The sequence below is a fragment of the Leisingera sp. F5 genome, from assembly GCF_001593695.1.
The window spans coordinates 1-12,845 of record NZ_LUKH01000059.1; the positions used below are offsets into that span (position 1 = coordinate 1).

The window sequence follows — 12,845 nt, forward strand, 5'->3', positions numbered from 1 at the left end:
GCATTTGGGATGCCGAACCGGCCTAGGGTCAGGATGCATTGATTTCCGATTTGCCGTGTGATTCAGAGCTCGAAAACGAGCGGTGTACATGTCTGATCTTTTCCGGCTGGGCGACGCGCAGATGGCGCGTCTTGAACCCTTCTTTCCCAGGTCCCCCGGCAAGCCTCGCGTCGATGACCGGCGCGTTTTGAGCGGGAGTGAGGAGGATCAGAAAACGATCCAGTGAATCATTTTCCCGACGAACCTTCATCAACCGCAATGGATTGCGCTGGCGGGACGCTCCTGCTGAATACGGTCCGCACAGTGAGGCGGGACCGTCGCCCCGGCGGGGCGGCGTCAGCCCGGTGAACGCTTTACAGCCGGTGGAAGCGCTGGAGCGAGAAAGGCATCTTCGCTCGAATGACGGCCGGGCCGGCCTCCGGTCACAGGGAAGAGAAGACTGTGATGATCCCCTCTCATCGAAACTGCGTTTCGACTGCCGGGCAGTGGACGCAACTTATCTGAAAGCCCATCGGACAGCGACCGGTACGGGCGTGAAAAAGGGGGGCGTGGACGCCTGATCCCTTGCCCGGCAGGGCATTGCGCAGCAATGTCCCGAGAGGGGCCGGACCAAAGGCGGCATGAACGCGAAGCTGCATGCCATCTGCGACCGCCAGGGCCGGCCGCTCAGCCTGTTTATCACCGCCGGGCCCCTTCTCGGCGATGCAAACATCGCCTGTCAGGCGGCGGGTCAGCGACGACATCGGCGCGCGGGCGCTGCTAAGCAGCTTGCCAAAAGCCGGTTGGCTGCTTGGGGACCGCGGCTATGACGCCGGCGGGTTCAGAGAAGCGTTAAAAGACAAAGGGGGGGCGCGGCTGTATCCCCGGTCGAAAGCAGCGCAAGAAGCCTGTGAAATACGGCAAACGCCGCTACAAGCGGCGCAACCGTATCGAGATCATGTCCGGCAGGCTCAAGGACTGGAGGCGCGCCGCAACACGCTGCGACAGGTGCCCCGAGGTATTCCTGTCAGCAATCGCCCGCGCGGCGTTAGTCATTTACTGGTTATGAATCCTGACCCTAATGCCGGATGTACCCGAGGCTAGCTTGATTGCGACGGCAGGACCGAAGTAATTTCTACACTGAACACAGGCCTAAGACCGTTAGGCGGTAGCCTGGCGGATGACAGGCTTTTATACCATTGCGGCCCTGTGGCCCCTTCCCTCATGCCCGCGGTTTAGCGCGGGGCGCCCTTTGATTTTGTTCATGAGTTGTGAGCGGGGCCGTTGCTGAGCGTTTCCGGGATCGGGCGATCGCCGATGGTCGCCAGAGTATTCCTCAACAAGGTACCTGAGCGTGTCACGCATGGCTTTCAGACCTGATATTCTTGCGTCGTTCTCTTGCAGATTTTGTTCCGCAACGCACTTTACTTCGACGTTGGCGCGGGACTTGTCATCATAAAGCGCCAATAGGTCCGGCAGTCCTCAATCGTGAACCCAAGTGACCGGGCCCGACCGGCAAAGGCCAGACGGTGCAGCTCGCTCTCTTCGATTTTGCGACATCCGTTGCGACCGCGCTTGGGTTTGATGAATCCGATATCCTCGTAACATCGGATGGTTTTGGCCGGCACGCCCGACCGTTCTGCAACATCCCCGATATTCATGCTATTTCTCCCTTCGGTCAGCCTCATTCAGCTGGCGCGGACTGCAATGCGGCCTTCGGTCTTCTGATGGCAGCCTCGTGCGTTCCTGCCGCTGGTTTGATCCAGCGCAGGCGCAACGCATTGGTCAGAACAAATACGCTGGACAGTGCCATAGCGCCTGCTGCTAGCACCGGTGACAACAACGGCCCACCGAATGGGTATAGCACCCCCGCTGCGACAGGGATCAGCAGAGTATTGTAGCCGAACGCCCAGAACAGGTTTTCCCGGATGTTGCGCATGGTGCGCTGGCTTACTGCAAAGGCGTTGACAACTCCGTTGAGGTCACCAGACATCAGCACCACATCCGCAGTCTCAATGGCCACATCGGTTCCTGTGCCGATAGCGATACCTACATCCGCAGCGGCAAGGGCCGGTGCATCATTGATACCGTCCCCGACAAAGGCCAGCTTGCCGCCATCCGCACGCAGGTTGTCAAGCGCCGCAACCTTCCCTTCGGGCAGCACTTCGGCAACCACATGGTCAATCCCCAGATCGCTTGCGATTGCTTGAGCCGTCACGGCGTTATCGCCGGTGATCATGGCAACCTTGAGGCCCAGCCTGTGCAGCGCGTCAATGGCACCAGGCGTTGTCGGCTTGACCGGGTCGGCCACGGCAATCACGGCGGCAATCCGTCCGTCAATAGCAGCGTAAAGCGGTGTCTTGCCCTTGCTGGCCAGCGCATCGCTTTGTCCGGCCAGCGCATCAAGATCCACGCCTTCGCGTTCCATAAACCGGTCCGCGCCGATCAGCACCTGACGGCCTCCGACCGATGCCTGGACGCCAAAGCCGGTGATCGAGTCAAAGCTGTCGGCGTCCGGCAGCTTGATCCCTCGCGCTTCCGCTGCCGCAACGATAGCCTTGGCAATTGGATGCTCCGAACTTTTTTCTACGGCGGCGACCAGCCGCAGCACCTCATCTTCGACCTGGCCGCCGGCCAGGATCAGGTCGGTCAGCTCCGGCCGACCAGCGGTAAGTGTGCCGGTCTTGTCGAGCGCAACCACAGTGCTTTCCTGCAGCAGCTGCAGCGCGTCCCCCTTGCGGAGCAGAACCCCCATTTCGGCGGCACGGCCGGTCCCGACCATGATCGAGGTCGGTGTTGCAAGACCCATGGCACAGGGGCAGGCAATGATCAGTACAGCTACCCCTGCGACCAGAGCGAGGCTGAGCGCGGGATCCGGGCCGAACAGAAACCAGACAGCAACCGTCAGCACTGCAACCGCCATCACGGCGGGCACGAACCAGGCGGTAATCCGGTCCACCAGCCCCTGGATCGGGAGCTTTGCGCCTTGCGCCTGCTCGACCATCCGGATGATCTGCGCCAGCATGGTGTCGCTGCCCACTTTCGCCGCCTGGAAGGTCAAGGCGCCGGTGCCGTTCACAGTGGCACCCACGACCTCGGAGCCTGCGGATTTCTGCACTGGGACGGGCTCACCTGTGATCATGCTTTCATCGACATAAGAGGAGCCGCTCAGAACCACCCCATCGACCGCGATTTTTTCGCCCGGCCGCACGTGGATGATATCGCCCACCACGATGTCCTCGACCGCGCGCTCCGCAATTTCGCCGCCACGCTCAACCCGCGCGGTTTTCGCCTGCAGCCCGACAAGTTTGCGGATCGCCTCGCCCGTGCGGCCCTTGGCCCGGGCTTCCAGCAGCCGGCCCAGCAGAATCAGAACGACGATCACCGCGGCGGCCTCGTAATAGACATTGGCCGTCCCCGCAGGCAGCAAAGAGGGCGCGAAGGTCGACACCAGCGAGAACCCGTAGGCCGCCGATGTGCCCAGTGCCACCAGCGAATTCATGTCAGGCGCGCCTTTGAGGAGAGCCGGAAAGCCCTTGGTGTAGAATTGCAGGCCCGGCCCGAACAGGACGATCGTGGTCAGCAGGAATTGCAGGAAATAGCTGGTCTGCATCCCGACCGCGCCCGCTACGAATTCATGCATGCCTGGAATCACATGGCTGCCCATCTCGATCAGGAACACCGGCAGGGCAAGAACGGCTGCAAAGAGCGTCCGCCGAGCCAGCTGCCGGGCTTCCTCCACTTTGCGCTCTTCTGCGTTGTTCTGCACACTGGATTTCGGCTGCGCGGGATACCCAGCTGCCGTAGCCAGCGCTGCAAGTTCGGCAGGTGTTGTGGCGCCCGCTGCAAACCGCACCGTCGCGGTTTCTGTAGCCAGGTTGACGGCGGCGTCCAAAACCCCCGCTCCCGCCTTGAGCGCCCGTTCCACACGGCCGACGCAAGAGGCGCAGGTCATGTTTTGGACTTCCAGTGTGGCTTCATCGGTCACAGCGGGATACCCGGCCTCCTTCAGCACTGCAGCCAGGCCAGCGGCAGAGAGCGACCCGTCGTGGCTGACCTGCGCAGTCTCGTTCGCGAGATTGACCGTGGCACCGGTGACTTCGGGCAAGGCCTGCAGCGCGCGTTCCACGCGTCCCACGCAGGATGCGCAGCTCATGCCTTCAACTTGGAACCGGACTGTTTCGTTCTGTGTCATTTCATCACCAAAGCTGGTTGTTTGCAGCTATATGGGGCTTCCAGTGACTGGAGGGTCAATGATAATTCCCCTGCCTGCTTGCAAAAATTTCATCCGGTGATTGACAGTGCATTGCCCGCTTGACCTTCCCGTGCGGTAATCCGGTAGCGGCTGGCATGGAACCAAGGAGAACCAAGCATGATCACATTCAAGATCAACGACATGAGCTGCGGCCATTGCAAAGCGGCAATTGAGAAAGCAGTCACCAACCTGGACAGCAGCGCGACACTGGAGTTTGATATGGGTGCGCGGAAAGTCCGGATCGAAAGCAAAGCTGCTCGTGAGAGCATCCAGGCAGCGCTCAAGGAGGAAGGCTACGCTTCCGAAGTTTGCTGACACTGTTCAAGGGTGCCGCTAACTGCGGCACCCTTGTTTTTGGCTAGGGATACATTTCTTCCGCGTTCTCTCTGCCGGACAAGCTGCCGGACAAGCCATGGGTTCGCCAGTGGCTTCCGGATCGCCATCAGACCTTCGACGGTTCCGTTACCTTTCGTGCAACCGGCAAAAGCACCCCACCAGAATTCCGCGGCGTGCATTGCCGCATTGCCTTGAGGATACGTCCACAAGACTGCCCCCATCAAAGCCGCCTGCACACCGGCCGTGGCTTCCTCGGCATCAGCCGATCTTCACCAGCGTGTCGGTAACAAATTCGTAAGGCGGCACATCCAGGTTGCGCGGAGCCGGGCCCTTACGGATACGGCCGGAAGTATCATAGTGCGAGCCGTGACAGGGGCAAAACCATCCCCCGTATCCGCCAGTCGGATCGCCACTTCCCTGGCCTAACGGGATACAGCCCAAGTGAGTACACACGCCGACCACTATCAGCCACTCGGGCTTCTGTACCCGCTCGGCGTCCAGTTCCGGATCTATCAGCGTTTCTGCATCATCCGCGCGGGCCTGAGCAATCCGGGCTTCGGTCCGGTGATCGATGAAAACGGGTTTGCCTTTCCATTTCAGTGTGATCCGGCTGCCTGGCTCGACGCCTTCAAGATCGATCTGCACAACCGAAAGTGCCGAAACATCTGCGCTCGGGTTCATGCTGTCGATCAGTGGCCAAATGGCGGCTCCAGCGGCCACGGCTGCGGCACCTCCCGTAGCATAGTAGAGGATGTCTCGCCGGGTCTCAGGTCCAGAATTTTCTTGATAGGCATTGGTCTGTATCATGGTCAATCTCCCTTCCCGGGAATTGCAGCAGGGTAACTTTAGGCGGCCTCGCCCAACAGCCCTAGTGATCGTCATCAGCTTCATCAGCGTGGTGATCGGCTTCGCCCTGGTGATGCATCATGCTCATCACATGATTGGGTATGGTATCCTGCGAAAAATGCTTCTGTTCCTCGGCATGATGTACAAAGGCGATAATATCGGCCAATTCCTGGCCTGAGAGCTCAATCTGGCCGCCTAGCTCCTCCTCCTGCAGCGTGATCATCGCTGGCGCCCCGCGCCACATACGGGCGGCGAATTCAAAGGGGTTCATTTTTTCCTTCATGGTATCAGCATCCAGCGCTCGAGCATCAGTTCCACCGACCCCATTGACTGAGTGGCACACGACACAACCCTTCTCGGCAAAGAGTTCCCGCCCTCGCGCCGCATTCATCTCGGGCATCATCAGACCATTCGCCAACATGGACTGCGGCTCCAAGGCGGGCTTGTTATCGTTCCCTGCCAGTGCGGAAGACGCCGCCGCCACCGCGGCATAAAGCAGAACTGCAAAACTGCGAGTTTTCATGATCCTCTCCTTTCTTGATAGGGTCTTGATACTGTTACGAACTTACTCCGTTTCTGTTGGCGTCCTGTTGCCTGCCTTCCAGCGATACAGCCACCAGCCTAAAAGCCAGCCGCCAAGGAAGGGCGGCAACAAGCCGGAAGCGAGGAAAAGAACCCGGTTGCCGGATCCGCCGAAATAGTTGAACCGGGCATCGAGGACGCTGCACATGACAGCGCAATAGCTGCCAACAATCACGACAATGGCTGCTGCACGCCACAACGCGGAGCGGCTGTTGCGCAGGGGTTCGGCCCACAACAGAATCCCTGCGCCAATCGCCGCGCCCATCGCAACAGCACATGTGAGCGTCCAAACAACCTTCCCCATCCAGCTGCCATCCGGGAACAGCCAGAAGCCCCAGACGACCAGATAAACTAGTTCAGCCAGTGTGGTTAGCAGAAGCGAGCTGCCAAAAATCCGGCTGATGCGATGCTCTGAAACGGCAGTCACGATGGGCCGCCTGACCCATCCGCACTCTCTCCATCATTTTCCTGCCTCCCGGCAGCCCGGTGGCCACGGTGCATCAAGAAATGCATTGCCAGGCAGGCAACCAAAAGTGAGGCCGGCGACCAGATAAGCGGCAATACGAACTCACGGTATTCCCTTCCCAGTACAAGTGCGCCAAGGGCAAGTGACCCAGCCAATGGCCCCCATTTGCGCCAGGTGGATGGCTTCGGAGTGTTTCGAACGATGCTTTCCTGTGCGGTTTCGCTACTCATTGCAGGTTCCTTTCTTTCTTATGTTCAGATGGCTGGGGGTGCTGGCTGTGTGTGCCGGCTGCATTGTCGCGCTGCCCGTTGCGGGCAAGAAACAACCGCTCAGCCAGCAGCACCAAGGCGATGGCCGCCAGGGCAATCACCACAATCAATGGATCCGATTGCCACTTGATCGCCGAAAATGCCGCCAGAACCGCCGCGTCGAGAGCCAATGCAGTCAGCAGGATCCAGCCGCGCACTTCGATCTTGTCCCGCAGGTTCCGCCAGACGCCCCAATGCACCGCCATATCCATGACCAGATAGAAGAACGCCCCAAGCGAGGCGATGCGCCCCAGGTCAAACAGAACGGTCAATGCACCGGCAACAAACACGGTATAAATCAGCATATGGGAACGGATGGAGCCGGACATGCCGAAATGGCTGTGCGGGATCATCTTCATGTCGGTCAGCATAGTGAGCATGCGGGAAACGGCGAATATGCTGGCGATCAGCCCCGACGCGGTTGCCACCAGCGCCAGCGCCACGGTCAGATAGAATCCAACCTGCCCGAGCACCGGGCCCGCCGCTTCCGCAAGGGCATAATCCTGCGCTGCGCGGATCTGTTCCGTGCTGAGGCTGGTGGCGACGGCCAAGGCCACCAGCAGATATACTGCGGTACAGATCGCGATTGAGATCAGGATGGTCCTGCCGACATTGCGGTGCGGATCGGTGATTTCCGCGCCGCTGTTGGTTATCGTGGTGAAACCCTTGAACGCCAGGATCGACAGGGCCACAGAGCCGGCAAAGCCCAGCGCGCCGGTCTCTGCACCGCCGTTCCCGGATTGCCATTCCCCGCCGCTGGCCCAGAGTGCCGCAATACCGAACAACGCGATGCCCGCGATTTTTACGGCGGACATCACGATCGACCAGCGCCCGACCGAGCGGTTTCCGGAAACATTGACCATGTAGGCGAAGATGATCAGCGCCACGCCGATCAGCGGCACCAACGGTCCGCCATCGATACCGAAAGGCCGAAGCGCATAAGTCGCAAAGGTACGCGCCACCAGGCTCTCATTGATCACCATCGACAGCGCCATGAGAACCGAGGCCGCAGCCGCCACCGTGCCCGGACCATATGCCTTGGTCAGGATCATCGCGATCCCGCCGGCAGAAGGCCAGGCATTGGACATCGCGATATAACTGTAGGCGCTGAACAACGTGACCAGGGCACCTGCGGCAAACGACAGAGGGAACCAGGGTCCTGCCAGTCCAGCAATCTGCCCCGTCAGCGCAAAGATACCGGCCCCGATCATCACGCCGGTGCCCATGGCGACAGCCCCGGTCAGGGAGATCGAGCCGGACTTGTACTCCGCAGCCTGGGTGCGTCCTTCACTTTCCTCGCTCATCGCGGGCTCCTATGAACTAATTGCCTGGTTTCTGTGCTGTTTGCTGTGGCGTCTGCGATCCGGCGCGGGCCTGCTCGACGTCCTGCACCGACACGCTCTCCGCTCGCGGCCCGGCCCCGGTTTTTCACTTGCCGAGTGCTACAACAACTGCCGGCGGCCGTCTGGCCCTGAACACAGCGGCCACGTCCGGCAGCGCCTTTAACGCCGGGGAGAGAGGCGCGGGAAATGAGAATATGTCCGGTCATATCTTCACCCCACGCAGGCGCAGGGAATTGAGCACCACGGAAACTGATGACGCGCTCATTGCAAAAGCGGCGAACATCGGACTGATCAGAATGCCGAAGACCGGAAACAGTATCCCCGCCGCGACCGGCACCCCGGAAGCGTTGTAGATCAAGGCGAAGAACAGGTTCTGCCGGATGTTGCGCATGGTGGCCCGCGCCAGCCGGCGGGCCCGCACGATGCCGTCCAGGTTGCCCTGAACCAGCGTGAAACCCGCACTTTCGATGGCCACATCGGCGCCGGTGCCCATGGCAATACCGACATCCGCCTGCGCCAGCGCGGGCGCATCATTTACGCCGTCTCCGGCCATGGCGACGCTGCGCCCCTGTTCCTGCAACTCGCGGATGATGCGGGCTTTGTCCTGCGGCAGCACATCGGCGCGAATCTCGTCGATGCCCAGCTTCCCGGCCACGGCGCGGGCCGTGCGTTCATTGTCGCCGGTGGCCATGATGATGCGGAAGCCCAGGTCATGCAGCGCCTTCAGCGCGGCGGGGGTGGTTTCCTTCACCGGATCGGCAACGGCCACCAGGCCGGCCACGGCGCCATCCAGCACCACGAACATTACGGTTTCACCCTGATCTCGGCGGGCATCAGCCGTGGCCGTCAGACCGGCAGCCTCCAGCCCCAGGTCCGCCACCAGGCGCAGGTTGCCGAGCGCCACAGCATGACCGTCCACACGCCCTTGCACCCCCTTCCCGGTGACTGCATCAAATTCCGTGGTATCACCAAGTCCGATACCCCGCTCCAGCGCGCCGGTCACGATGGCCTCGGCCAAAGGATGTTCCGAGCCTTTCTCCAGCGTCGCCGCCAGCCGCAGCACTTCCGCTTCGTCATGGCCCGGCTCCGGCAGAACCGCGATCAGCCGCGGCTTGCCCTCGGTCAGGGTGCCGGTCTTGTCGACGATCAGCGTGTCCACCTTTTCGAACCGCTCAAGCGCCTCGGCGTTCTTGATCAGCACCCCGGCCTGTGCCCCCCGGCCGGTCGCAGTCATGATCGACATCGGCGTTGCCAAGCCAAGCGCACAGGGACAGGCGATGATCAGCACGGCAACCGCGGCGATCAGCCCATAGCTCAGCGCAGGAGCCGGGCCCCAGATCGCCCATCCAGCAAAAGCCAGAACCGCAACAGCAATCACGGCCGGCACAAACCAGCCTGCCACCTTGTCGGCATATTTCTGGATGGGTGCGCGGCTTTTCTGGGCCTTGGCGACCATATCGACGATCTGGGACAGCATCGTGTCGGCCCCTACCCTCGTCGCTTCAATTACCAATGACCCGGTGCCATTGATCGTCGCACCGGTAACACTGGAGCTCTCGACCTTCTCGACCGGGACAGGCTCTCCGGAAATCATGCTTTCGTCGACCGAGGAGCGTCCCTCCAACACCGTGCCGTCCACTGGCACCTTGTCTCCCGGCCTCACCCTCAGCCGGTCTCCCACCTGCACCTCATCCAGGGGGATCTCTTCTTCCTGTCCGCCGATGCGGATCACCCGTGCGGTCTTGGGCGCCATATCCAGCAGCGCGCGGATCGCCCGCCCGGTACCTTCCCGGGCCCGCAATTCCATTACCTGCCCCAACAGAACAAGCGTGACAATCACTGCCGCAGCCTCGAAATAGACGCCCACATGCCCTTCGGCGTCACGGAAGCCGTCAGGGAACATGCCCGGTGCAAGCACTGCTGCAACGCTGAACAGCCAAGCCGCCGCCACCCCCATGCTGATCAAGCTGAACATATTGAGGTTCATGGTGCGGAAAGAGTTCCAGCCGCGAACAAGAAACGGCCAGCCGCTCCACCAGACAACCGGCGTGCCAAGCAGAAGCTCGATCCACAGCGTGGTGCGTTCCCCGAATATTTCCCGGACACCTGCCAGGCCGGTATAAGGCCCCATGGTTAGAACCAGCAGCGGAGCGGTCAACATTGCACCGACCCAGAACCGCCGGGTGAAATCGGCCAGCTCGGGGTTGACGCCCTCTTCCGCCACCGATCCGGCCTCAAGCTCCAGCCCCATCCCGCAAAGAGGGCATGCCCCAGGTTCGGTTTGCCGCACCTCCGGATGCATCGGGCAGGTATACACAGGGTCGGCCCAGCCCGCTGGCACCTTGTCAAAAACCCCGCCCGGAGCGGCTTCACCGTGCCCTGAGGCTGCGTGCCCATGATGGTCAGATTGCCCGGTGACTTCCTTGCCAGCCTCTGGAACAAGGTGCATCCCGCAAACCGGGCAGTCCCCGGCTTCGGCATTCCGGATGTGCGGATGCATCGGGCAAACGAACATCGCTTCCTGTGCTGAATCAGAGGCCATCTTGGTAGAGAGTTCACTCATCTCATTGCTCTTCCATTTGGGAAATGCCGTCTGTGTTATCCTTCTGGCGACCAGAGGGCCCCGTATCGGCGGGCGCAGGGTCGTGCCGATGGCGTTGACCCCGAGCGGATCGCCTCGGTAGTACGATCTGGCGCACCCCGGCGGCTAGGCTTCCAGCGTGGGCTTGCACGGCAAAAGCCGCGTGGCTCACAGCCAGCAAGAAGCCCATAGCCCAGTCCGTGAGGCGTGACGCTCAATTGGACTGGACGTGCAGTTCAGAAAAATTTCGGAGGGTGCGGAGGTGGCGAAAAGGCAATACCGCTCAGGATCAGCCAGCGTCCGGGGGCGGCAACAGATGCTGCCGGCTCCCACTCCGGCATCCGGAAGAACGGGAACGTTGCTAAGGCGTGACAGATGCTATGCGGCCCGCAGTCGCCGATTGGTGCAGGCACTCCTACTGTGTTCCGCTGGTCCTGAACGCTCGCGCTCTGCCAGTGATCCCAACCGGTCGCCAGAACGTGTTCCTCAGCAGGAATGGTCAGTTCCGGTTCAACCGTTCGGTCAACCAGCACAGTGATCACCAGAATTACAGTCAGCAGCAAGACAAGAGACAGGCGCAGCGCCGAGCGCAGCTGCCGCAGCCCAATTCTCTTATATGTTGCCCCAGCAACGACCACGATCAGGTTCTCCAAATGACTACTCAAGTCTACACTTTTTTCGATTGGCGGTCTTGATCTGCCTCAACCGGTTTCTTCTCGCTTCCAAGCAGCCCAAAGAACGGGAACTCCGGTCAGCAGCCCTAACCCCAGTACTGCCCAAATGGCTCCAGGCCCCTCGGAGTTGGCCAGCTCACTGCCAAGATGCGCGAGGATGAAACTCGCTGGCAGAATGCCAGCCGCGGTTGCGAGTGCGAAGCGCCAGAACCGCAATGCTGTCAGCCCTGCCGCATAGCTGATCAGGTCGAATGAAACGAAGGGCAAAAGGCGGCTGCCAAACACGGTCAGCATCAGTGCATTCTGCGATCCCAAGAGGCCTATCTCAAGCTTGGCGCCCAGATGGCGCTGGATAGCCGAGCGCCCCAACCGCCGGGCAATCAGAAAAGCAATGACCGCTCCCAACTCGGCCCCCAGTGCAACAAGACCGGTGCCCAGCACATGCCCGTAGGCCGCCCCGGCTGCCACCGCTACGGGAGCAGAGGGCAAGGGGCTGGCAACAATCGCCAAAGTCATGAGCGCTACGATCACCAGCGGCCCCCAGAAGCCCGCCGCATTGACCCAGGCGGCTATGTTTTCACGCGTCATTGCAGGCGGTAAAGCACCAGCCGTCCAAAGAACAAGCAACAGCAACAGAGCAACGGCCAGAACGGCTAGTACCGCCCTGTGGCGGCGACGGATTTCCGGCGATGTTCCTGTGCGCAGCATGTGCCTTCCTTGCCGAAATAGTTGGCTGCTCTTATTGATGTATCGCCACTTTCCACACATTAGGACATTCAGCCTTGACTGATCTACCTTGCCCGGATGGGCAAGTGTATCGCTCGGTCGTAACGGTGCGCATTGCGACAGTTGGATACAAATTGTGTGAGCTTTCCTAGCAGAATTGCACCGAGCCTGATTGCTGTTAACCGCAAAAGAGCAATGGCATCACTCCGCAGCTTTGCGTGCCTGGTTTACTAATTCGTGCAGTTGCGGTTGCTCGACAAAACCGGGAACTAAATTGCCGCCAATCACGAAAGATGGCGTGCCGTTGAAGCCCAATTGGCGCGACAACTCCATCGACGTTGCGATATGCTCCTCCACCTCTGGTGCGTCCATGTCCCGGCGCAGCCGCTCCACGTCCAGCCCGGTTTCACGCGCGATACGGATGACCGACGCCTCCGTGGCCTTGCCCTGCATTCCCATCAGTGCCCAATGAAATTCTTCGTACTTGCCTTGTTTGCGCGAAGCCAGAGCGGCACGTGCTGCAAAGACGGACCCGTCGCCCAGGATCGGCCATTCGCGGTAGACCAGCCGCACATTGCCATCATCCTTCAGCAGCCCCTGCACCGGAGCCATCGCACGGCGGCAATAGGGGCAGTTGTAGTCGAAGAATTCGACAACCGTCACATCCCCTTCGGGATTGCCCAGAACCGGGGCGTTGAGATCGCGTTCCAGCGTGGCGCGGTTGTTGTCAAGAACCGCCTGAGCAGCTT

At 60.8% G+C, this 12,845-nt stretch carries 11 protein-coding genes and 2 pseudogenes; 2 read left to right on the top strand and 11 right to left on the bottom strand.

What is annotated here, in order from left to right; genetic code table 11:
• The first annotated feature begins 88 nt into the window (after positions 1–88).
• Positions 89–1,048 (top strand): annotated as a pseudogene (locus A2I95_RS22710) (IS5 family transposase).
• A 122-nt stretch (positions 1,049–1,170) separates the two neighbouring features.
• Here the strand turns inward: A2I95_RS22710 and A2I95_RS22715 are convergent.
• A pseudogene (locus tag A2I95_RS22715) lies at positions 1,171–1,640 on the bottom strand (MerR family DNA-binding protein).
• Positions 1,641–1,663: 23 nt separating this feature from the next.
• On the bottom strand, positions 1,664–4,174 hold the full coding sequence (locus A2I95_RS22720; RefSeq protein WP_291733520.1) for a heavy metal translocating P-type ATPase: 2,511 nt from the start codon (positions 4,172–4,174) through the stop codon (positions 1,664–1,666).
• A gap of 177 nt (positions 4,175–4,351) precedes the next feature.
• On the opposite strand from A2I95_RS22720, the gene A2I95_RS22725 reads away from it, so the two are divergent.
• A complete protein-coding gene (locus A2I95_RS22725) occupies positions 4,352–4,549 on the top strand; it encodes a heavy-metal-associated domain-containing protein (protein WP_027258020.1) in 198 nt (65 codons plus the stop codon).
• 279 nt (positions 4,550–4,828) lie between these two features.
• Here A2I95_RS22725 and petA read toward each other — a convergent pair whose 3' ends face one another.
• The 9 genes from petA to A2I95_RS22765 form a co-directional block, all read right to left on the bottom strand.
• The gene (gene petA / locus A2I95_RS22730) at positions 4,829–5,377 is read right to left on the bottom strand and encodes a ubiquinol-cytochrome c reductase iron-sulfur subunit (RefSeq protein WP_291733521.1); all 549 of its coding nucleotides are present in this window, start codon (positions 5,375–5,377) and stop codon (positions 4,829–4,831) included.
• A gap of 61 nt (positions 5,378–5,438) precedes the next feature.
• Entirely contained in the window at positions 5,439–5,939 is a 501-nt protein-coding gene (locus tag A2I95_RS22735) for a c-type cytochrome (protein ID WP_291733522.1), read from the bottom strand.
• Between the two features lie 42 nt (positions 5,940–5,981).
• On the bottom strand, positions 5,982–6,425 hold the full coding sequence (locus A2I95_RS22740) for a hypothetical protein (protein WP_027258018.1): 444 nt from the start codon (positions 6,423–6,425) through the stop codon (positions 5,982–5,984).
• Positions 6,422–6,694, bottom strand: a complete 273-nt coding sequence (locus tag A2I95_RS42590; protein WP_367152277.1) for a DUF2933 domain-containing protein — start codon at positions 6,692–6,694, stop codon at positions 6,422–6,424. Before A2I95_RS42590 ends, A2I95_RS22740 begins: the two co-directional genes overlap by 4 nt.
• Entirely contained in the window at positions 6,691–8,076 is a 1,386-nt protein-coding gene (locus A2I95_RS22745) for an APC family permease (protein WP_291733524.1), read from the bottom strand. Before A2I95_RS22745 ends, A2I95_RS42590 begins: the two co-directional genes overlap by 4 nt.
• Positions 8,077–8,317: 241 nt before the next feature.
• The gene (locus A2I95_RS22750) at positions 8,318–10,678 is read right to left on the bottom strand and encodes a copper-translocating P-type ATPase (protein ID WP_245596922.1); all 2,361 of its coding nucleotides are present in this window, start codon (positions 10,676–10,678) and stop codon (positions 8,318–8,320) included.
• Positions 10,679–10,932: 254 nt separating this feature from the next.
• On the bottom strand, positions 10,933–11,349 hold the full coding sequence (locus A2I95_RS22755; RefSeq protein ID WP_027258016.1) for a hypothetical protein: 417 nt from the start codon (positions 11,347–11,349) through the stop codon (positions 10,933–10,935).
• 48 nt (positions 11,350–11,397) lie between these two features.
• Positions 11,398–12,078, bottom strand: coding sequence for a TVP38/TMEM64 family protein (locus A2I95_RS22760; RefSeq protein WP_051371902.1), 681 nt, complete (start codon positions 12,076–12,078; stop codon positions 11,398–11,400).
• Between the two features lie 219 nt (positions 12,079–12,297).
• On the bottom strand, positions 12,298–12,845 hold a 548-nt coding region (locus A2I95_RS22765; protein ID WP_291733526.1), incomplete at its 5' end, for a DsbA family protein.